Below are 22,037 nucleotides of genomic sequence, written 5' to 3'. Positions count from 1 at the left end.
ATTTAAGCAGTCTCGCCTAAAGAACGTACTAAACCCTGCTTAAATTGTCCCCACTCTAAAACACGGGCCACCTGTTGTGAAGATTTCAGGTATAAAATACCATCTCCAGAAAGTGATTCATCGGCAGGGAATAATATTAAATGATTTAATTGGGTTGCTAAACCATAACTATCCTTACCCAAAGCATACAACCTATTGTAACTGTTAAATTGCTCAGGCCAATTTCTTGCTCTCATTTGATGACCAAAAACCCAGGGGATATCACAAAAGATAATACCATCCAAATCCTTATCCTTTAAGGGATTTGCATTACCTCCATACACACTGGCCGTAGCGTAAACGGGAACATCAGCAGCATAGTAATAATTTAATAAAGGCATAATTTGCCGTGCTTTTGTTGGATAGGCTAATAAAAAGATCATATCAAAGTCTTGGCGACGGCTAACCACCGATTGAATGGAATAGCCCAATAATTCTTTAATTTGTCTTTCACGCTGTTGGCTATTGGTAATATGAAGAAAATCCTTCATCTTTTTATTCAAATCGTCTTTAGCGCCATATAAAAAGGTGCCCGCAATCAGCCCTCCTTTCTTTTGCCATTGCTTGATAAATGCATTGGTTACTTCATTGCCCCATTCATTTCCCGGCGCAATAATGAGCGCACGATGATACCCCTTGCTGCGCGCCCTAATCGCCACTTGTTGGGCCTCATAAGCTGGTGACAAACTCAATGAATAAGAATTCTCTTGCGCATTTGTTGCCGCATCATTCAATAAGAGAGTAGGCACTGGATGTGGTAATGCCGCAACCGCAGCAACTTGAGCCTTGGTTAACGGCCCCACAATATAATTAGCCCCATCAGTAATCGCGGACTGATACAAAGCAGCAACCTCGCCTTTGCTGGTGTCATAGGTTTTAACCGTAATTGCCGCACCACCAGGATTATTCTTTTGTGCCGCCATAAAACCATCACGTATCGCCGTGCCAGGTCCCTGCAAAGCACCGCTTAAAGGTAATAAAAGGGCCACTTGCTTTGGCTGCTCCACCATTTTGTTGACAATTGAATCTAAAGGATTAGGCAAAATATTATTCGCAGGGTGATTATTAAATTGCGTTTGCCAGTGATCGAGCGCTGCCAGTAAGGATTTGGAGTTATCGCGATACTTACGCGCGATTTGTGCTAATTGCAGCCAGCCCTGCATTTCCGCTTGAGTTGCGGTTGCAGCGGCATCATCGAGTTCAGCTTGGGAAAGATGGGTAATAGTTACCCACAGCTTACGGCGATTTTGTTTTTGGCTGTCATCATCCATAAGCAAAGGCTCTAATCTGATGCGCTCAGAAATAGACTCCAGCGGTTTATCGGTAGCTCGATAAGCCTGGGCTAATAATTCATGGTATTGCGCTTGCTGATATCGTGGCAGCTCATCTTTTTGTGCGATGCGGGCTAATTTACTTAAAGCCTTTTGCGGCCTGTCCCGCATTACATCAATTTGCGCTAATAAAATATTTTTTTGCGCCATGAGTTCCGGTGTTAAATCAGCAGTCTGTGCTAAAATGGCCGAACCTTGCTGCCATTGGCCTTCAGAAATCGAACGCCCAGCAGCCAGAAGTAATGATTTTTGCTGTTCATGACCCTGTTGGTTTTGCGCTTGCGCAAGATAACCTGAGGTTGATTGAGGATAAGGATTTTCTGCTTTTTTCTTCACTGTCACGGGTATAGGTGCGGGTGTTGGCACCTCAGGCACGGAAGAAGTAACGGCCGTAGTACATTGACAAAGAAATACAGTAGATGTCAGGAAGATAAATACACGAATTTTATATATTTTTAACATGTTTAAGACACCCAATAAGCGATAACAAAAGGATAAACTATGACAAACTCACTAGCAACAGGAATAGGTACTCTCTATGTCGTTGCCACTCCAATTGGAAATCGTGAGGACATTACCCTTAGAGCATTACAAGTACTGAAATCCGTTGATTTTATTCTGGCAGAAGACACCCGCCATTCTCTGCAATTATTAGCCTCATTGGGGATAAAAAACCAAGTGTATTCGCTGCATGCTCATAATGAGCATGAAAAAAGCCAACAGCTTATTGAGCATTTTTTAGCGGGAAAGTCAGCAGCTTTAATTAGTGATGCCGGAACGCCATTAATCAGTGATCCAGGCTATGTTTTAGTTAAATTAGCCCGTGAACATGATATTCCTGTCGTTCCCATTCCTGGGGCTTGTGCTCTAATTACCGCACTTTGTGCCGCAGGCGTTCCTTGTGATTCTTTTTTATTTTCCGGTTTCTTGCCGGCGAAACATAGTGCACGCAAAGCAAAACTTGAATCCCTGAGTAATGAACTGCATACGCTAATTTTTTATGAATCGACTCATCGCATTCTTGACAGCCTTAATGATATAGCTACTGTTTATGGTGACGAATGTCCTCTAGTTTTAGCCAAAGAATTAACTAAAACATTCGAACGTTTTATTAGTGGGAGCGTGCTGGAAGTCAAAAGTTGGTTAATGGCAGATCCCGCACATACTAAAGGCGAGTTTGTGTTAGTAATCCCACCACGTCCAGTGCTTGCAGAGCAAGAAAATCATGAGGAATTACTCTCTGTTTTATTAGAGGAACTGCCATTAAAACAGGCGGTTGTTATTGCTTGCAAATTGACCAAAGCCAATAAAAATGAGCTGTATGATTTGGCCTTGCGCATAAAAAATTAGGAGAACATACATTATGGGATAACGTATCACGCTCACAGAAAAATACAGCCCTTCAGCGTAAAAAACATAAATTAACGTGCTATTGTTGATTGGGTTAAATTAATCATTCTTAAGGACAGCCATGAATAAAAATATATTTTTAGCCCCGTTGCTTGGCCTGTTATCAACCAATATATTGGCTGGAACAATGGGAGACATCCGCCCCCCCCTACAGCAAGGTAATCACCATAAGTGGCGGACCATCATGAACCTCGAATGGTAAATCCCAAGTGATTAGTTTAGAACCAGATGTAATTAAGGCATTTCAGGCGAAAAAAGAAAGCTCTACCCTTGCCAGTGGCGAACTATTTCTAGGTATCCAAAAAAATGCTTCGGCATTAGTTGATTATCAATTAGGTCTTGCCGTTGCGGTCACATCTTCAGCACAATTAAACGGTAGGAGCAGGGATCTTAGCCTTACTTCCCTTCTCGAGCTATGCCGAATATGTACTGAAACCAACCGTTAACATTGCTTTACCTGCAGGCACTTCATCCACCATACAAGTGGCACAAAATGTGCACTACAGCGATTAGCTATGTAGTAACCAATAATATGAAACTAATGCATACCTTAACCACCGTCCCTACATTGGGTATTAGCCAAAACACTATTGCAGTTCGCCTTTTGTATTGGCTCCGGGGCAATCATGTACGCTCGCCTTAACGATTAATGGCGTGCAAATTCCAGCCAGCGGCATACATGGCGGACCAGCTTATCTCAGTTCGAGTTCAGTTTCATTCACCTCTATTCCAGGAGCAATCAGCTGTACCTCGCTATCCAGTATGAGTATTAGTTGTCTGGTGGCACTAAACGACAATATGGCTGGAAACCCTACCTTAATAACTCATGTTACGCACATGAACTTGCAGTTTGACTAAAAATCATTAGAATTCCGCCCTTAATTTTAGGGAGGGAATTAAATGGATATGCTTGATCTTTATCGCGACAGCCACAGGGTTATCTGATTTGGTTGATGGAGCATTTGCTCATGCCAAAGGGAGTGTGCTCAAAGGGATAAATATCCTGTCGTGCATGATTCGCTAGTAACGGTGTTAGATTTTGAAAGAGCAGGTCTTACCTGTTTTGCGACAAAGCCTTCATCTTTGAGCAGAAGCTTTTTCAGCGTAAGGTGCATATGAATAATGGAGTAGAATATAACCTCTTAATGTATCACGGAACAGGACAAGTCGCCGACGCAGTCGGCCTGAGCGCCAACGGCGCCTTGAGTTTGTAGGGGCATTAAAAAAGTTGGGCTTTAGCCCAACTTTCTTTTTTATTTAATTTTTAAGTTAGAAAAATCCTCATTTTCTATTTCAGACTCTAGTGTTTCATCTTTTGTTACTTGATCACTTATTGTTAGCAAAGAGGGTGCCCTTTTAATAGGATTTTCTATTTCTGCCACAGGCTCTTTAGGGGGGGCTGAATGAGTTAACGATTCGATTTGTTTTCCTGTTTTGATATAGGAAGTAATACCTATGACTAATGGTAACAAGCCTATTCCCAGTAAAGGTAACGTTAAAACACCAAGAACAATAAGGACTATTGCAATAGTCCGACTTCTTTGTGCTTGATGCAGTTGTTCTTGATTATTATTTAGTGGTTCCCGTGTTTCATTTTTCTTGGGCGCATTGAAACTTAGAAACACACTGGGATTAGGTGGAACTTGGGACATAATTCTTCCATAAGAGGAAGGCATTTCTTCAACCGGATTATTAGATGCATCTGGTGGCGTATTTTGTTCCCCAGTGGATTGGGTTATGATGAACAGATCATTGTAATATTCCTTATCAAAAGCAGGGTGATTAAATTTTTTACCTGCACCAAAATGTTCTCTAATGATTTCAGCTTCTTTTTGCGCTAATTCCTTGTTGATAACTTGCTTCATATAAAAACTAAAGGTTTTGCTCTCCATTGCCTTAATATCTATTTTGCTATCTATTGGCAGTGATTCTGGAATCTTATTTTGAAAATTTGCTTTTTTTTGCAGAAATGTTCCTTTGCTACAATGAAGGGTAAATTTCACATTGATGTTTATTTCCTGAATCTCTTTATTTTTGGGCTGTGCTATAGTATCACTTCTATGAAGTTCCTCATCTGCACCTTTTTGTGAAGAATAAGCATCGTGCTCTTCGGCCTCTTGCAATATAAGGCTAGTTAAATCGTTTTCGCTGATTGTTTCAAGATTAATTTCTCTAAATTTGGAAGCGCTAGCACCACCTATGGCAATATAACATAATTCAGGCATATTTATTCCTTATAGAAACAATTGATTCAATGTGTTCTAATTTTGACCTTATTATACATATTGCAATTACAATATGCAAGCTTCACATTTTAAATGCGAGGTCTTGGCCCACCTATAATGTTTATAGCAGGCATGCCGTTTCATTCATGTATTGCTCATGATGTTGATTTTAGAGAAGCAGATTTAAGGCGCGCCAACTGGTTTTGCGACAAAACCAAATTAACTTATTAAAAATCTGTAAGTTGCCAACTCAAAATATCTCAACTTATTGTTGATTAACTCATGTTACGCACAAATTGTGGGGCAATTAAAAACTGCGGAGGAAGTATGGTCTGGTAAAGAGCTGTTTTCTGGGGAGCGCATGAATCGAGGTCTTGCCGCATTAGGATTAGTGCCTGGAGGCAAATTAGCATACACTGCATTAAAAGGGCTAGGAAAAACTGGTTCGAAGCTTGATTTATTGGCTAGTAAAGCAGTTGCTGTTGTACATCCATTAGAAGGCATGACGCCCCAACAGGTCATAGCTAGAACGAATGAAATTGGCTTGCATACCAAGAAAGATATCTGAGGAGAAAAAGACCCAAATTTTAAGTAATTTTATTGATGCGTTGGCGTTTATGGGGATTGGTGTAGAGGTTCAGTGATGCTGGGGTCAGAGCTACCAACCCTGGCCGGAGCCGGGTGCTCAATCCCTCACCACAGGTACTCATTTTGATGTATTACAGGTTTTAGGGGACAATTTAGATCGAATGGTATGTTTATTCCGATTCAAATGAGCTGCTATTTCTGGGATTGAGTTACCTTCGTTTGATAACAAGATGTAATGTGCACGTTCACCAATAGTTGAATTTCGGTTAAGTCTTAGCTGATTTAATGCCGTTTTTTCTCCTGGGTTGAGTGATATCCTTATCATTTCTTCTTCTTCATTAATTAATGAAGAAGAAATGATAAAATAATGCCTCTTTTTATTCTAGCTATTTAGTAATGCCTACTTAGTAGAAAAAATGTTGTTTTTGTCGAGGGAGATAATGGAAGTCATGATGTAGCTCTTTATCGAGCACTTCTACCTTCTTTTTTGGTCATACCATGAGGTAGTTGCTCTCAAGTAATATTGTCGGTCAAGGCGTTTAAGGCCAATACCCAACTGCACTATTTACAGGTTTATGGAATTATTGACAATGAAGTGATAACTTCAAAAGACTTTGAACGTCTGTTGTCTCTCTATAATCGGAAGTCTCTATCGTCACAAGTAAGTGGTGCGCTAGGGCTGAAAAATGGCGAGCTGCCAGATATGGTGGTACAACTTGCCAAAGGTGCACATCGGGATGAAATTATAGGCCTGTTGAAAAAATACTTCGGAAATTTTGCTCAACACATGACACAATAAGCATTTCACATGATTTGCACGAAAGCTATTATTGTTGATAAGGTGTGTCAATTGTACTAACATATATTCAAGAGAGATTATTTTGAGACATATTATGACAAATGCTAGAAAGGTGGATAATGCCAAAACACCTACGGCTAAAAACCGCAGAAGGGTAAGTGCTGCGCAGTCAAGGACTGTTCGTACAAAAACTTCTCGCTTAGGTTTTCGTGCATCTGAACCGCAAGCCAAAATAATCCGAATGGCCTCAGATATAAGCCATAAGTCATTGACTGATTTCATAATGGATAGTGCATATCAAGCTGCTGAAAAAGTTATTTTAGATCAAAGGATTTTTATGGTCTCCGAGGATGTATTCAACAAATTTTCCGAAATTCTAGATCGCCCAGCGAAAGAAAATGAAGGGCTAAAGGATTTATTTTCTTCATCATTTCCTTGGGATTTAAATGACGCTAAAAAACCCTGAAGCTTTAAATAAAGATCATGATTTAATTGGTTTTAATAGTAATTATACTGAATTGGATGATTGGTTAAAAAAATATGCTTTTCAAGCCAAAGCGTCCGACTCTGCCAGCACTTTTATTGTTGCTGACAATAACCTTGTGGTTGGTTTTTATAGTCTTACAGTTGGGCAGGTGGATATTGATGAGGCATCTGAACGCATAAAAAAGGGTATGGGTAAATATCCTATTCCTGTTGTCATCTTAGCGAGATTAGCTGTTCATCATGCCTATCAAGGGAAGGGCATTGGTAAAGGAATGCTTAAAGATGCAATATTAAGAACTTTTCAAATTGCAGAACAAGGTGGTGTTAGAGCTTTATTAGTTCATGCTATAGATGAAAAAGCGAATGCTTTTTATAAGCGATTTGGATTTGAATCCTCCCCAATAAGGGAAAATCAGTTATTGCTTCTTTTAAAAGATGGTAAAAAAATTATATCTGAAAAACGTTAAGCTAAATTCCAAATAAAGTCGCTAAAGACTCTGTTAATTGGTTCATATACGTTGCAAAAACTATTAACTGAGATCTCAAATGCGCTCAACGAAACCTGCAGCATTTAAATGGCGTCATTTTCATGGTGAAGTAATATTGCAATGTGTGCGTTGGTATTGTAAATACGGGATTAGTTACAGGGATTTGGAAAGCCACTCCCTACGGGATTCTGCAAAAACAACGATATAATCCCAGCTTTCTGCTCCACAAAAAATGGCACAAATTGATATAAATAGAAGAGTGAGTAATGGGTATATTATTTTATTGGCAACGCGCGAATAGTCTATCGTGGATAACAAATCAATAACTTCTGACATTCTAAAAGCCTTGTAAAATCAAACGCGATCATTCTACACAATATTGATTTAAAAATGTTCATGAAAAGCCCGTGCCCTCATCCACCCAACAGAATAAAAACATGTCCTATAATTTAGATATAGCTCTAAGCCTAGAATAAACTAAGCGAACTTAATCATGGACACTGAATTAGTAAAAGAGAAAAAAGGACCGAAAGGACATCGTGCGCTGGTCATAACGCTCACTATTTTATTGGGCTTATTGATTTACTGGTTTCTTGGTTTTCTAATGGATGACATCGGTAATCAAGCCGGCCCCTCTTTGCAAGAAGTACAAAAAAAATATCAAGACCCTATCCTGGTTAAAAATAAAGAATCGTTTAATCAACAGCTGAGTAAGCTAATCGCTAAAGTTGATGAACAAAAACAACAGCAGGACATCTTACAAACAAGTATTAATAGTTATCGAGATACCATGAATCAATTACTGGATCTGCAAAAAGCCAGTATTCAAAAGGGGGTCACCTTTTCTCCTGAGTCTGAAAAAAATTTACAACAGGTAACCAGTTTGTATTTAAATTATCAAAACCAATTTCAAGATTTAAACAGTTCAATCACTAAAGATAATTTGGCAAGACAACAACTACAAAATCAATTCAATGACATAGACCGCCAATTAGACAAACAAAATCAAAAAGCAGATAAGGAATATAATACCTTATGGGTTCGCCATAATTGGGCGATGGCAGGATTACAATTGCTGGTTTTAATCCCTTTATTACTTATATCTGCCTACCTATTTCGCCGCTATAAGAACAGTATGTATAAGCCTTTAATAATGGCTTCTGGAATCGCTGTTTTCTATAAAATATATGAGGTTATGCATTATTATTTTCCTTCCTATATTTTTAAATACATCCTGGTTTTTGTCCTAATCTACATTACAGCGCAAACGCTGATTTCCAGATTACGCATGGTAGTGGCTCCTAAACCCGATTGGTTACAGAAACAATACCGAGAAGCATATCAAAAAGTGCAATGCCCCATATGTCAATTTCCCATAAAACCTGGATTTACCAAATTTGTTACGGTGGAAAAAGGAGCTAATCCACCACTGACGAATGCTAATTTACATGGAATAAACCGTTATACCTGTCCAGGTTGTGGGGAAGAGTTATTTGAGCAGTGCATACATTGTTCGCATATTCGTTATTCATTATTGCCCTATTGTGATTTTTGTGGGGCAGATAAGGATAATGGATCTAAGTGAATTTTAGATGCGCCCGCAACATGGAACCAAAAACCTAAGAAGTCTACCTTTTTGACTTCATTACTCGTTTCCGACAGTATTACCCCAAAGAATGCCAAATTTCCCGCGAACAGGCAGCCTGATTGAAAATAAAAAAGAGATCCTGTATGTTGAAATGGTCATTTAATTTGGTAGCACGTTTAGAATAAACGAATAATACGCGCCAACTAATCTTCCCAATATACCGCAGAATATTATGGCCAATGGATATGGAACCGTTGACATAAATTGGACCGCCCCTAGTGATGAAAGCTCAACAAGTACTGGTTATACGGTAAGCTCTTCTCCTTGCTTCCACCATGTACTAATTATTATACCAAGCATTCTTCTTATGCCAGCAGTGCTGATTTAGGTTTTGGCATCGGGATTGAAAGGTGTGCTTTGCCATTTTTATCATGGCAGGCTGGGGTCTCGGTGCTTTAAACCCGTATTAAACTACAGGACTTTTGAGGCAGATACCCGTATTATGACTTCGTCTAATACGGGCTACTAAATGATGATTCCGTAACGTTAACATTCGTCACTGTCTTTTACTTGAGCTTTTAATGCCTTAATTTGCGCACTTTTTGAGGGTTTAGCTTCAATTCCATCTATAACCTCATCCAATGAAATTTGGTAATTTTATAACACGAAGTAACTTGGATGGAAATCTCTCCATCCAAGTTACTTATTTTTTTAAATTATATTACATGCTAAAAGATAGTTCTTGTATTTCCTGATTGCATTCATGTTGATCATGTGAATGCAATAGCTCATGTCCTAAATAAACTGCAGTTAAAACCACTGCCGCAGGCCAATAAAGGGCAAAAGTGGTGATTAAAACCGAAGGTACTATCACGTTTTTCGCCATGGTAAAGATAAAATCACTACGCGCCGCGTCAAATTCTTTCTGGGCAAGCTCTAAACCCGTATTAAAAAGCTTTGCATCGGCCAAACGAAGGCTTTTTTCCTGATATTTTCCGTAGCAGCCTGTAGATAAATACATGGCTATAGCGACCGTACATGCAAAATAACTGGCAATAATAATTCCTGGCGGACTAAAAATTAAGGTAGAAGAAAATCCTAACATCAGTAAGGATGCAGCAGAAGCGACAAAATAAAGTTTTCCTTCTTTAGTCTTCCAGTCAACTTCTAATTCTTCGAGTTGTTTCGTTAATATATTGGCATGCTGCACACGTTCATGACTGGTTAAATCAACTAAATAATCAGGTGAGTTAGGATTTTGGTAGTTTTCTCGTTCCAGCGTATATTGTGCTTTTTTAACTAGATATTCTTGTTTAAATAAATAAGATTGATATAAAGCCATGCACACATCAAACCCTAAAAATACCGCGGTAATTGCGCCAGCAACAGGACCTGGGATATTAGTAATATGATTAAAATTAGTTAAAAAGTTAACCGCTGTCCACGTTAAGTCATTACCAAAGCCCCAATGCAGCTTATATAGTTCATATTTAAAACGCTGCCCCATGGTTGAATTGTTGTATTCATCATCAGTAGGAACAAGGACGTGACGCAGTAAGGTTCCCGCATCAATCATAAAACGGGTTAAAAAGAAGCCCACACTTAAATAATTAAGAATGCCATTAGGAGCTTGAAATACAGAAATTATTTTATCTATATCGGTATGCGTTCCCAGAATAGCATCTAATTGTTCAATAAATTGCAACTCTTTGGCAAACCTTAAACCATTCACTAAAGTCAACCGAGTAAAGGTCCAATACAAACGGCAAACGTTAGCATAACCTACATAATCGCGCAGTTGTGACGTATGATATGGAGCATTTGTTAAATTACGTAAGCTGCCAGTAAAATTATTCACTAGAGCTTCAGCGAAAGCGGTCTTAGACTTAGCATTCTCTCGCTCTTCATTCAGTATGCGTTTCCTTATTTGTACTCTTAAATTGCTATACTCATCTACCTTGGCTTCATTTGAATAGGCTTTATAAAAGGATTCCAGTAACGAGGCACAATAATAACAATACATCCAAAACTCTTTATTATCTTGACCTTTCTGTTTTAGTAGTACCGCAAATAGTTGGGTAAACTCAGCCTCTAAATCGATTTGATTTTCCAATAACGCACTGTAACGGTGATTTCTTACTGCCTCATCCACTATTTTCAGTTCATCTACCCTATGTTCTTTTTCCACCCGTGAATGTGTGGCTTTAGATTTACGAAGCATGCTAAAAAATTTGTTTTTATCATCCCTAATAAAAGCTGCATTTGCGTAACCCATTATCACAACCTCACAAAAAAAAGACAGAAAGATTTACTACGTTATCATTAGCCTTTTATTTTGACAAGCCTTTTTGTGTTTTTTTTACACACAATGTAACAATAAATAATTGGTTTTTAATTTGCCAAATAACGGGATGGTGCATTGAAATTCAATGCACTGAAAAGATTATTACTTTTTATTTTTGTTGGCGTTTATTGAAACCACCTTGAGGATTTTGTCCAAACTTATGGGACTCTTTCTGTGAGTCCAGACCTTTGGTTTCTTTCTCATCCGGCAATTTTTGGTCAGATTTACGTAGTCCGCGATAGTATAGTACATACTTAAAAAAGAACCTTCCAAAAAAGCTCTACGAGATCGTTATAAAAACATGGGCCTACTTACCAATACAAAAACTAGAAAAAATACGCCCTAATAAATCATCCGAGGAAAACTCGCCGGTAATTTCACATAATACTTGATGGGCAAGACGTAGATCCTCAGCTAATAACTCGCCAGCGCGATGTTCAGACAATTGTTGTTGGCCAGTGACTAATAAATTTTTAGCATCATCTAAAGCTTGTAAATGGCGTCTTCGAGCTAAAAATTTCCCTTCCGTCGGTTGATAACCAACTACATTTTTAATCACTTGCTTTAAGCCATTAATACCTAATGCTGATTTTGCAGAAAGATAAACGTTATTTTCTTGTACTTGTGGTTGATGATTTACGGTATCAATTTTATTAAATACTGTAATAATGGGTACTTCTGGTGGTAAAGCCGCTTTAATTTCTTTGGTCAAAATATGATGATGTTCTGGATCATTGATATCAACTACCAACAGGACGCAGTCCGCTTGTTTCAGCTCTTGCCAAGCACGTTTGATCCCCTCCTTTTCAACCACATCATCGGATTCGCGCAGACCTGCGGTATCAATAATGTGAAGCGGAATATCATCCAATAAAATATGTTCACGCATGACGTCACGGGTGGTTCCTGCGATCTCCGTCACAATAGCTATATCGCGCCCTGCCAAACAATTGATTAAGGTTGATTTACCAGCATTTGGTCTACCGGCAATAACCATGGATAAACCTTCACGTAACATGACCCCTTGGTTGGCCTGAGCGCGAATGGCATTGAGCTCATTTAAAATGCTTTGTAATAAACCGTAAACTTTACCGTCATTGAGAAAATCAATTTCCTCTTCAGGAAAATCAATTGCCGCCTCAACATAAAGGCGTAAATAAATAAGCTGTTCATTAAGCTGATTTATTTTGGTGGAGAATTCTCCTTGTAGGGATTTCAACGCCATACGCGCGGCAGTTTGTGAGCTGGCTTGGATCAAATCAGCGATCGCTTCTGCCTGAGTTAAATCAATTTTGTCATTTAGAAAAGCACGCTCGGAAAACTCCCCAGGGCGAGCAAGTCGGGCTCCTGCATTAATGCACGCTTTAGTCAGCATATCCAACACCACAGGCGAACCATGTGCCTGAATCTCCACCACGTTTTCACCGGTGAAGGAGTGAGGGGCTTTAAAATAAAACATCAAGCCTTGGTCAACCAGACTGTTATCAGCATAGAACGAGCTGAAGGTAGCTAATCGCGGGGGTAATTCTTTGTTGCCATTAATGGTCATGGCAATTGTATAGGCTTTTGGGCCTGATAAGCGGATGATGCCTACCCCACCTCGACCCGGTGGGGTGGCTATGGCTACTATCGTATCAGTGGTCATTTATTTTGCAGTAGCCACAACTTTCTTTTTAGCAGGTTCGTCATCGGAATACTTCCGCGTAATGTACCATTGTTGCAGAATTGACAAGGTGTTATTGACAATCCAGTACAGTACCAAACCTGACGGGAAGTTCCAGAATAAGCCCGTAAAGAGTATAGGTAAAAACATCATTACTTTAGCTTGCATTGGATCAGGTGGCGCTGGATTCAATTTTTGCTGAATCAGCATGGTAGCCCCCATGATCAATGGCAACACATGGTAAGGATCAGCAGCAGCCAAGTCCTTTATCCAAAAAATAAATGGAGCTTGTCTTAACTCAACGCTTTCTAATAAAACCCAATACAAGGCAATAAATACGGGAATTTGAATAAGAATCGGCAAACACCCACCTAATGGATTTACTTTTTCTTGCTTGTAAAGCTCCATAGTTGCTTGGCTGATCTTGGCCTTATCATCACCATAACGCTCACGTAATGCTTGCAGTTTAGGTTGTAGCTTACGCATACCGGCCATTGATTTATAGCTGGTCGCAGAAAGTCTATAAAACGCCAATTTAATCAGCATAGTAACGAGAACAATAGACCAACCCCAGTTACCGACAACATTGTAAATAGCCTTCATCAACGAAAACAACAGGCTAGAAACAAACCACAGGATGCCGTAATCCACGGTCAGATCGAGTGATGGTGCAATACTTTTAAGTACGCTGGTAATTTCCGGGCCTACGTATAATTGCGCAGAAATTGTTTTTCGCTCTTGAGGTTTTAAAACGATCGGCTGGCTTACTGCACCAATCGTATAGTCATTATTTACCGCACGAGTATAAAACTTGTTTTCACTATCGGCTTGTGGAATCCAGGCAGTTAAAAAGTAATGCTGTTGCATAGCAACCCAACCACCTTTACTGTCTACATCCAGGTTAGCTTTGCTCATATCGCCAAAACTAACTTTTTGAAAACGATGTTTACCTGGCTCAGAATAAGAAGCGCCCGTATAAGAACCTACTTGGAACATACTCGGCTTATCTTCTTTAGGAGAGCTGCGAACCAGTTGGGTGTTCATGTACCCTTTCCACTCACTGGCACTCTGGTTAACAATTTTGTAATTTACATCAATAAGATAGCTACCTTTGGTAAAGGTTAATTCTTTATTTACCGTTAAGCCATCTTCATTTTTTCCATTTAAAGTAACAACTAACTGTTGTTGGTCAGAAGCTAATTCATAATGAGTTTGTTCCGTAGTAAAGCTCAAGTTTAGTGCTTTAACACCTTGTGCAGAAGGAACTAAAAGACTGCTGTTAGCAACATAACGCTCATTTCCTTCATTTTGTAGTAAAGAAAAGGGTTTATTCTTTTCATCTACATTTAAAGGATAATCCAGTAATTGGCCGGAAACAACATCCCCTTGCTGTAAATCAATAGTCACATTTAACACATCGGTTTTAACCTCAACCAAAGCTGCTGGCTGAGCACTTGTTTGCTCAGGTGAAGGAGCTAATGGTGAAGATTCCGCAGTGCTACCTGTAGAACTAACTTGAGGTAATAAAGGTTCAGCAGTATTTTTTTGCATAACCGCAGCATTTTCTACTGGTTTCGGGGGGTAATCTGTTTGCCAAGCATTCCAGAGCGATAAACTAACTAGCCCTAGCGCCATATATGAAATAATACGTCGTATATCCATCAAAGCTTCTCATCGTTAGGGAGTACGGGATCATAACCACCTTGTGCCCAAGGGTGGCAGCGTAATACTCTTTTTAAAGCCATCCACAAACCTTTGGTTATGCCACATTGTTTGATGGCACGTTCCGCATATTGCGAACAACTAGGATAATAGCGACAACAGGGTTTTAGCAAGGGACTAATCAAATACTGATACAATTTAATTGGTAAACAAATTATTTGCCGAAGCATGAGGTTAATTTTTCCCATGATTTGCCCAATCTGGTGTTGATGTTTGAGTTTGCTTGCTTTGCGACACCTTGTCTGGCTAAAAAAATCATATCAACGGCAGGTAAATCCTTTTGCCGAAAGCTTTCTCTAATTAACCGCTTAATACGATTTCGATCATGAGCCTTTGCTATCATTTTCTTCGATAGCGCCAGCCCAAGTCGGGCATAACCTAAATTATTTTCTCTAAAGAGAATAATAAATTCGGATGTGACAATTTTTCCTGCTTGTTCAAACACACGATCATAATCTTTCTTGATTAATAATCGTTGTGCTTTTTTAAAAGCAAACACTTAGGCTGACAAACGCTTACGGCCTTTAGCACGACGACGTTTAATTACTAATCTGCCTGCACGAGTAGCCATACGCTCACGAAAACCATGATCGCGTTGACGCTTTAAGTTACTTGGTTGAAAGGTGCGTTTCATGATGAACCTGTTAATGAAATTATGAGGCTGGCAATGATAGAGAACTTTTTTTCTACTGTCAATTTAGAAGCTTGATTATTTTTTGCTTATTGAGTGTAAATCCCAAGAATTTTATGAGTTATACACCGTTGTTAATTATTATATAATTTTTTCTTTTTAAAAAACTTATGTTTGTTATATAGAACACAACCTCCTGTTAATAACAATTTTTTTGTTATTAAATTCAATAAGTTATCTTTAATTAAACCTTGTTTATAAATCTTGTTTCTACCTGTGATCTATTTGTTATTTCTTTAAAAAGTTTATTTATCCACGATCTTATCTGCATCTTATACGCGTTATTTGATCCTGGTTATACATAGTTTAATTGATTCGGTTTGTGTAAAAAAACACCAATGAGCTTGTTTTTTACATGAGTTTATAGCTTTAGTGACTTTTTTTAGCCTTAATGCGGTTCCTCATAAACAAAGTTGTTTTAATTAAAATAACGCTAGAAGAGCTCGGTTTAATTTTTTTATTAATAATTAAATCGAAACGAATCATTCGAGTATTAAATTTAGTTTTTGCTTAATCGGAGATGAAACAGGTTTGAATTATTTTTTTATGAGGAGCTAAATTCTTGGTGTTAGGTAGCTAGTTTTTTTGAGTGGTGCTTTTCATTTTGATGCAGTGTTTTTTATCTGCGTAATATTAATAATATTTCTTTTATTTAAAATACTTATGTTTATTATATATAAAAGCATCACCTGTTGATAACTCTATTAAATTATTTAAATACAATGGCTTAGATTGTTTTGAAAGTTGTTTGTAAATCCAGCTTTAGCCTGTGATCTAAGTGTAAATAGATCATGCGTTAACCGAAACCCCCAAGTTTATATGCTGCTTATCCCTAATCTGTGTACTGATTTATCCATAGCTTATTAATAGCGCTTTAGTTATTAATAATTGATTGCTTTTCGCATAATTTTATTTCCAATTTGAGCTGCATTTGCTTTTGCTTTATTTGTTAATACCACTACACCAAGTTTTTTTGAGGGAAATTTTTGTGAAAAGAATTACAATTTTCATATGGTTTTTTGCTATCTCATTCACTCTAAAGGCTGCGAATATTATCGATGTATATGGTGTTGATTTTAAAGAATCTGAACACATAATTAAAAATTATGGTATTCAAGTCGGTGATGTTGAATTACAACTAACATAAAGAATTTATTAAAATCTCCAATGGTGGTAAAGATCATTATGTTAAGAACGTACTTTTGCCTAAAAGAACTAAACTGTGGATAATCATATTAATTCTCATTAGAATATTCATCCATAAACATTGTTGATGACTTACACCTCAAACTTTGGTGATATATAGCGAAATAGAATCGGACAAAAGCGCGCCAGAATCCCGCCAAAACGTTCTTTAAGCCCTGCAATGACTACTACTGGTTTTTCATGGTTGATGGCATGCACTATTTTTCGCGCGCAAACAGCAGGCTTTATTCCGCTTTCGTGGCTTTTATCTTTTTTTCCAAAGGGTTCTCCACTGCCTAATAAGGAATTTTGAGTGATATTCGTATTGATAAAGCCTGGGTAGATTAGGGTAATTATGAGCTTAGTGTCTGCTAATTCATTACGAAGGCTTTCAAAATAACCTCTAAGTGCATGTTTACTGGCGCTATAGGCTGAACGTGTCTGGATTCCATAAAGCCCTAGCATGCTGGATACAACGGCGATGTGGCCGCTTCCTCGTTGCTGCATTTTTTTTACTATCGGTCGAGTTAAGGCAATGGCACCAAAAAAGTTGACATCCATTATTTTTTTATCCAATGCAAAGGCTGAGTCAGCTACGAGATAACGTTGGGATATACCCCCGTTGTTAATAAGTAGATCAATAGGGCCATATTCTTCCCAAACAGTAAATGCTTGTTTTTCTAATTCTTGGTGATGCTCTAGATTAAGTGGGACAATAATGTGTTTTTCTGGGTTCTCGCAGCTGTTTTTGACTCGTTCTAATTCAGCTTTATTTCTTGCGGAGAGAATAAGCCTGGCACCGGAACTTGCTAGTTCATAAGCTAATGCCTCGCCAATCCCTGAGGAGGCGCCGGTAATCCATACCGTTTTATTATTTAGATTCATTCTTGCTCTCTCTAAATACTTTACAATACTAGCTCGCGTTAGACCAAGTTTTGGTATGATAAATACCACAAATGATTTTATCCCTAATCTAGTTAGTTATAGCTTATTTATTAAATCTGAGCAAATTATGCACTCCCTGTTCGGAGTGGATAAGTCTGGTATTTATTCCCATTAATTTCAGTTCCTACATTTTTTATTCACAGAATAGTAAAGATAATTGTTAGATTGTGCTTTATTTGTCCGTAAAATGCTTTTTATTTGTGGATAACTTTGCCTTTATACTAAAGGCTGAGTATACTTGTCGCCTCACTATTTAGAGTAGTTGTGGTTGTTTCACTTTAAATTTCATGCTTAGATTATCTTGTTGCCGTGGAACATTCCGTGGCAGTATTTATATTCAGGGATAATTAGGTTCTGTTGGTAAATGCCTTAAAATCTTTATCGAGCAGTGTTAAGGGCTTTGTGGCATGTTGTAGGGAATTCTTTGTTTATTTTAAAGACCACAGACCTTATTTAAATTTGATTTTCTGGTTTTATTTATTTTTACCTTCTTCGTTGATGAGGAGTTGTTTTGTGTCAGCAGCAGTTTGGCAAAAATGTTTAGGTTTGCTTCAGGATGAATATTCTGCCCAGCAATTTAATACTTGGTTACGTCCTTTGCAGGCACATACTGAGGAACAACGTTTGGTATTATTAGCACCTAACCGTTTTGTTGTTGATTGGGTAAAAAAACATTTTTTTTCGCGTATAGAAGAATTGATCAAACAATTTTGTGGCGATGAAATTAAATCCATTTCCATCGAAATTGGTAGTAAATCTTCAGTGGCGGTGGATTCGAGTACGACAATAGTTAGTGCCAGCGATAATAAAGCCATATCTAGCTCCACTGAAACCTTGGTTGCTAAAAGTGCTCCAAAAAAAGCAGTAGATTACAAAAGTAGCCATTTAAATAAGAAATTCTTATTTGAAAGTTTTGTGGAAGGTAACTCGAACCAATTAGCACGTGCCGCGTCCATGCAGGTAGCCGAACGTCCGGGGGATGCTTATAATCCCTTATTTATTTATGGTGGAGTAGGTTTGGGTAAAACCCACTTAATGCATGCGGTTGGTAATGAAATTCTTAGAAACAATCCAGATGCTAAAATATTGTATCTGCATTCTGAGCGTTTTGTGGCCGATATGGTGAAGGCTCTGCAAACTAATTCAATTAATGAATTTAAACGCTTTTATCGTTCATTAAATGCCTTACTTATTGACGATATTCAATTTTTTGCTGGTAAAGATCGTTCTCAAGAAGAATTCTTCCATACTTTTAATGCCTTACTAGAAGGTCAACAGCAAATCATTTTAACCAGTGATCGTTATCCCAAAGAAATTGAAGGGATGGAAGAGCGGTTAAAGTCGCGTTTTGGTTGGGGATTAACTGTTGCCGTAGAACCTCCGGAATTAGAAACGCGGGTTGCTATTTTGATTAGTAAAGCGGAGCAATCCAATATTGAATTACCTTATGAAGTTGCTTTTTTTATTGCGAAACGTATTCGTTCGAATGTACGTGAGCTTGAAGGGGCTCTGCGTCGTGTTATTGCAAATGCACATTTTACGGGTAAGCCGATCACCATTGAGTTTGTTCATGAAGCATTGCGTGATTTGTTAGCGCTACAAGATAAGTTAGTGACTATTGAGAATATTCAAAAAACAGTTGCTGAGTATTATAAGGTCAAAGTGGCTGATATTTTGTCTAAACGTCGTAGTCGTTCTATTGCTAGACCAAGACAAATGGCGATGGCTTTAGCTAAAGAGTTAACCAATCACAGTTTGCCTGAAATTGGTGATCATTTTGGTGGTCGTGATCATACTACAGTCATTCATGCCTGTAGGAAGGTTAAAGAGCTAGTTCAGGATGATAGCGATTTTGCTGAAGATTATAAAAACTTAATGCGCATCTTATCCTCTTAAAATAGGAGCTTGTGGTGTTTGAATTTGCGATAAAAAAGGAAGATTTGCTTACCCCTTTGCTTGCCGTTGCTGGTGCTGTCGATAAAAAGCAATCTTTAGCCATACTGTCAAATTTTTTATTTAAATTAGTGGATGGGCAGTTGTCCATTACGGCAACTGATTTGGAAATTGAAATTTCTGCACAAGTTCCTTGTGAGTCTGCACAAACCGAGGGTTCAATTACGGTTCCTGCAAAAAAATTTATTGATATTATTCGCTCCCTAGACGAACAGTCTAGCCCTAATTTACGGGTTGATAATGGCATTTTAACTATTAAGCAAGGCCGAAGTTCATTTAAACTCACTACCTTGCCGGCAGATGGCTATCCTTTGAGCGAGGATGAGTGTAACGATGTTGAACTGAGTATCCCGCGATTGGTATTGTTGCAATTATTACAGTCAACTCATTTTGCCATGTCACAGCAAGATGTACGGGTATTTTTGAATGGCTTATTTTTAGATTTTGAACCGAATCTTATTTCTGCGGTAGCAACCGATGGTCATCGCATGGCCATTTGTCGGCATCAATGTGAAAATAGTAGTGATAAAAAATTGTTGATTCCTAAAAAGGGTATCCAAGAATTATTGCGCCTTTTAAACGGTATTGATGATGAACATGTTTTACTGGCTGCAGGTAAATCGCATTTTAAATTAGTAAGTAAGCAATTTGTATTTTTATCGAAATTAATCGAAGCGCGCTTTCCTCCTTATGCTAAAGCAATTCCTCGTAATCAAGACAAACAAATTATCATCGATTGCATGATATTAAAACGAGCATTATCACGAATAGTCATTTTAGCGCATGAAAAATCTAAAGCAGTGATGTTGCATTTGCAGCCGGGTTTATTGACCTTAATTGCTAATAATAATGAACAAGAAGAAGCGGTTGAATCTTTAGTTGCAGAAACACAGGGTGATGAGCTAAAAATTGGTTTAAATGCGACTTATCTATTGGATGTGCTTTCTCACTTTGGTGATGGGCAAATTCGCTTGTCTTTGTCACATATGGACAGTAGTATTTTAATTGAGTCATTAGAAAATGAGCATTATCAATACATTATTATGCCTATGAAGATATGATACTTTCTGAATTAAAAATTCACCATTTACGTAATCTCTCTTCACTAAAACTGCAATTACACCCCAGATTTAATTTTATTTCTGGGGCCAATGGCAGCGGTAAAACCTCCATTCTTGAAGCCCTTTATCTCTTAAGTTGTGGCCATTCTTTTCGTTCTCGTGAAATTGCACCGATTATTCAACAAGAGCAAACCAGCTTTACTGTTTTTGCACGTGGCACCGAACAGGAACGCATTAGCATTCAAAAGTCTTCTGCACAACCTACGCAAATTAAATTGAACAACCAGTTTTGTTCCAGTACCAGTCAACTGGCTTATGCTTTGCCCTGCCAAATCTTTTACTCAGATATTTTTCAAATCATTGATGCGGGTCCTACACTGCGTCGCAGTGTATTAGATTGGGGATTGTTTCACGTGAAACCTAATTACCTTGGTTTATTGAAGGATTATAAAAAGGTACTGAAACATCGTAATGCCTTATTTAAAAAAAACGCACCTTTTGCTCATTTTGTGCCATGGGATAAACAGTTAAGTGATTTAGCACATCAGTTGGATTTATTACGAAAAGAATACTTTGTCCTTTGGGAGCAAGAATTTAATTTGGTTCTAGCGCAGCTAACAGATCTTGAGTGTACTTTGCATTATTTTAAAGGTTGGGATAAAAAAAATAGTGGCAAAGAATTACAACAGATTTTGGAAGAGTATTTTGAGAGTGATAAACATAAACAGTATACGCAATATGGTGCACATCAAGCAGATATTATTATTGAAAGTAATTTAAATAAAGCAAAACAATTCCTTTCGCGTGGACAGCAGAAAATCATTTTAATTGCATTAAAACTTGCGCAAGCGAATTTGGTTGCCCATGATTGTTTGTATTTACTTGATGATCTACCTGCAGAGTTGGATGAAACTCACCAAAAAAGATTATTGACCTATTTGTCTTCGCGTAGGGGGCAGTATGTAATTACCACTAATGCCAGTGCTGATTATTTACATACTTTATGTCCTGATGAAGCTGGTTTTTGTTATCAGCTAAGCCAAGGAGTAGTACAGCAAACTGATGTTTCACGTGAAACATAGAGCTAAAAATCTATTCTGTATAGTGGAACCCTAGCCTGTAACCGAGTTTTATTCACCTTACCCTATCAGCGCACAGTTCAATAAACATCTAACTCTTAGTATTTTTAAATTACTTGCTTGCGTATGCAAGCACATTTTCAGTCGATTGTTTCTGTGATAGTGGTTTTATCTTGCAACATCAATAAACCCGACGGTATGATTAATTTTCTGGCATCTAACTGCTGTTAATGCCGAGTTAAATTTCTGCGTAATCACCTGTAAATGAGTGGGTAACGAACTCATAAACAATTTAAAAAATGTTCCACGTGGAACATTGTAACTAGATTATGATCCCTCCCATACTTTATCGCTGGAATAAGCCAGGGTGAGATCATCAAAATCTTTTAATGAATAGTTAGTTATGATCAAATAGCCCCTTATTTTGAATAAGGGGCTAT

Annotated in this window: 21 protein-coding genes and 1 pseudogene; 12 read left to right on the top strand and 10 right to left on the bottom strand. The window is 38.1% G+C overall.

The annotated features are described in order from the left end of the window. Positions 1–2: 2 nt before the first annotated feature. Positions 3–1,832 (bottom strand): penicillin-binding protein activator, encoded by a 1,830-nt coding sequence (locus ACQY7T_RS13750; protein WP_428414096.1) that lies wholly within the window; start codon positions 1,830–1,832, stop codon positions 3–5. Positions 1,833–1,871: 39 nt separating this feature from the next. Here ACQY7T_RS13750 and rsmI point away from each other — a divergent pair, with 39 nt between their 5' ends. Together rsmI and ACQY7T_RS13740 are read left to right on the top strand one after the other, a co-directional pair. Then, a complete protein-coding gene (gene rsmI / locus ACQY7T_RS13745) occupies positions 1,872–2,720 on the top strand; it encodes a 16S rRNA (cytidine(1402)-2'-O)-methyltransferase (protein ID WP_428414095.1) in 849 nt (282 codons plus the stop codon). A gap of 269 nt (positions 2,721–2,989) precedes the next feature. Next, positions 2,990–3,226 (top strand): hypothetical protein, encoded by a 237-nt coding sequence (locus ACQY7T_RS13740; protein WP_428414094.1) that lies wholly within the window; start codon positions 2,990–2,992, stop codon positions 3,224–3,226. A gap of 807 nt (positions 3,227–4,033) precedes the next feature. Here ACQY7T_RS13740 and ACQY7T_RS13735 read toward each other — a convergent pair. Beyond that, on the bottom strand, positions 4,034–5,005 hold the full coding sequence (locus tag ACQY7T_RS13735) for a hypothetical protein (RefSeq protein WP_428414093.1): 972 nt from the start codon (positions 5,003–5,005) through the stop codon (positions 4,034–4,036). 298 nt (positions 5,006–5,303) lie between these two features. Between ACQY7T_RS13735 and ACQY7T_RS13730 the strand changes: the two genes are divergently transcribed. From ACQY7T_RS13730 to ACQY7T_RS13710, 5 genes and pseudogenes are all read left to right on the top strand, one after another. Beyond that, positions 5,304–5,573: a hypothetical protein gene (locus ACQY7T_RS13730; protein WP_428414092.1), complete on the top strand. Its 270-nt coding sequence runs from the start codon at positions 5,304–5,306 to the stop codon at positions 5,571–5,573. A 543-nt stretch (positions 5,574–6,116) separates the two neighbouring features. Next, the gene (locus tag ACQY7T_RS13725) at positions 6,117–6,392 is read left to right on the top strand and encodes a hypothetical protein (RefSeq protein WP_428414091.1); all 276 of its coding nucleotides are present in this window, start codon (positions 6,117–6,119) and stop codon (positions 6,390–6,392) included. Between the two features lie 94 nt (positions 6,393–6,486). After that, entirely contained in the window at positions 6,487–6,858 is a 372-nt protein-coding gene (locus tag ACQY7T_RS13720; RefSeq protein WP_428414090.1) for a DUF1778 domain-containing protein, read from the top strand. Beyond that, positions 6,839–7,345, top strand: a complete 507-nt coding sequence (locus ACQY7T_RS13715) for a GNAT family N-acetyltransferase (protein WP_428414089.1) — start codon at positions 6,839–6,841, stop codon at positions 7,343–7,345. The genes ACQY7T_RS13720 and ACQY7T_RS13715 overlap by 20 nt, the downstream gene beginning before the upstream one ends. A 79-nt stretch (positions 7,346–7,424) precedes the next feature. Beyond that, positions 7,425–7,535: pseudogene (locus tag ACQY7T_RS13710) on the top strand (IS6 family transposase); the annotation flags it as partial. Here ACQY7T_RS13710 and ACQY7T_RS13705 read toward each other — a convergent pair. Continuing rightward, complete coding sequence (locus tag ACQY7T_RS13705; RefSeq protein WP_428414088.1) at positions 7,520–7,702, bottom strand: transposase family protein; 183 nt, start codon at positions 7,700–7,702, stop codon at positions 7,520–7,522. The pseudogene ACQY7T_RS13710 and the gene ACQY7T_RS13705 sit on opposite strands and share 16 nt — an antisense overlap. Before the next feature lie 157 nt (positions 7,703–7,859). Between ACQY7T_RS13705 and ACQY7T_RS13700 the strand changes: the two genes are divergently transcribed. Continuing rightward, a complete protein-coding gene (locus ACQY7T_RS13700; RefSeq protein ID WP_428414087.1) occupies positions 7,860–8,951 on the top strand; it encodes a hypothetical protein in 1,092 nt (363 codons plus the stop codon). Positions 8,952–9,675: 724 nt separating this feature from the next. Here the strand turns inward: ACQY7T_RS13700 and ACQY7T_RS13695 are convergent. The 6 genes from ACQY7T_RS13695 to rpmH form a co-directional block, all read right to left on the bottom strand. Continuing rightward, entirely contained in the window at positions 9,676–11,229 is a 1,554-nt protein-coding gene (locus tag ACQY7T_RS13695; RefSeq protein ID WP_428414086.1) for a hypothetical protein, read from the bottom strand. Between the two features lie 376 nt (positions 11,230–11,605). Further along, positions 11,606–12,943 (bottom strand): tRNA uridine-5-carboxymethylaminomethyl(34) synthesis GTPase MnmE, encoded by a 1,338-nt coding sequence (gene mnmE, locus ACQY7T_RS13690; protein ID WP_428414085.1) that lies wholly within the window; start codon positions 12,941–12,943, stop codon positions 11,606–11,608. Continuing rightward, the gene (gene yidC / locus ACQY7T_RS13685; protein WP_428414084.1) at positions 12,944–14,623 is read right to left on the bottom strand and encodes a membrane protein insertase YidC; all 1,680 of its coding nucleotides are present in this window, start codon (positions 14,621–14,623) and stop codon (positions 12,944–12,946) included. Continuing rightward, positions 14,623–14,871, bottom strand: coding sequence for a membrane protein insertion efficiency factor YidD (yidD, locus tag ACQY7T_RS13680; protein ID WP_428414082.1), 249 nt, complete (start codon positions 14,869–14,871; stop codon positions 14,623–14,625). The genes yidC and yidD overlap by 1 nt, the downstream gene beginning before the upstream one ends. Further along, on the bottom strand, positions 14,838–15,182 hold the full coding sequence (gene rnpA / locus ACQY7T_RS13675) for a ribonuclease P protein component (protein WP_428414081.1): 345 nt from the start codon (positions 15,180–15,182) through the stop codon (positions 14,838–14,840). Before rnpA ends, yidD begins: the two co-directional genes overlap by 34 nt. Then, positions 15,183–15,317: a 50S ribosomal protein L34 gene (gene rpmH, locus ACQY7T_RS13670; protein WP_428414080.1), complete on the bottom strand. Its 135-nt coding sequence runs from the start codon at positions 15,315–15,317 to the stop codon at positions 15,183–15,185. It lies immediately after the preceding gene. 1,045 nt (positions 15,318–16,362) lie between these two features. Between rpmH and ACQY7T_RS13665 the strand changes: the two genes are divergently transcribed. Further along, positions 16,363–16,521 carry a hypothetical protein gene (locus tag ACQY7T_RS13665; RefSeq protein ID WP_428414079.1) on the top strand — a complete coding sequence of 53 codons (159 nt, stop codon included), beginning with the start codon at positions 16,363–16,365 and terminating at the stop codon, positions 16,519–16,521. 131 nt (positions 16,522–16,652) lie between these two features. Here ACQY7T_RS13665 and ACQY7T_RS13660 read toward each other — a convergent pair whose 3' ends face one another. Further along, positions 16,653–17,444, bottom strand: coding sequence for an SDR family oxidoreductase (locus ACQY7T_RS13660; protein ID WP_428414078.1), 792 nt, complete (start codon positions 17,442–17,444; stop codon positions 16,653–16,655). Positions 17,445–18,017: 573 nt separating this feature from the next. Here ACQY7T_RS13660 and dnaA point away from each other — a divergent pair. Genes dnaA through recF form a run of 3 tightly spaced genes read left to right on the top strand, consistent with a single transcriptional unit; the run spans position 18,018 to position 21,600 of the window. Further along, complete coding sequence (dnaA, locus tag ACQY7T_RS13655) at positions 18,018–19,400, top strand: chromosomal replication initiator protein DnaA (protein ID WP_428414077.1); 1,383 nt, start codon at positions 18,018–18,020, stop codon at positions 19,398–19,400. Positions 19,401–19,414: 14 nt separating this feature from the next. Beyond that, positions 19,415–20,518, top strand: a complete 1,104-nt coding sequence (dnaN, locus tag ACQY7T_RS13650; RefSeq protein ID WP_428414076.1) for a DNA polymerase III subunit beta — start codon at positions 19,415–19,417, stop codon at positions 20,516–20,518. After that, positions 20,515–21,600 (top strand): DNA replication/repair protein RecF, encoded by a 1,086-nt coding sequence (recF, locus tag ACQY7T_RS13645; protein WP_428414075.1) that lies wholly within the window; start codon positions 20,515–20,517, stop codon positions 21,598–21,600. The genes dnaN and recF overlap by 4 nt, the downstream gene beginning before the upstream one ends. Positions 21,601–22,037: the final 437 nt, after the last annotated feature.

The organism is Legionella sp. (assembly GCF_965140895.1).
In the GTDB taxonomy this organism is placed as follows: Bacteria; Pseudomonadota; Gammaproteobacteria; order Legionellales; family Legionellaceae; genus Legionella.
Note: the sequence above shows the minus strand (reverse complement) of the source record. Positions and strands in the feature narration are given on the sequence as shown.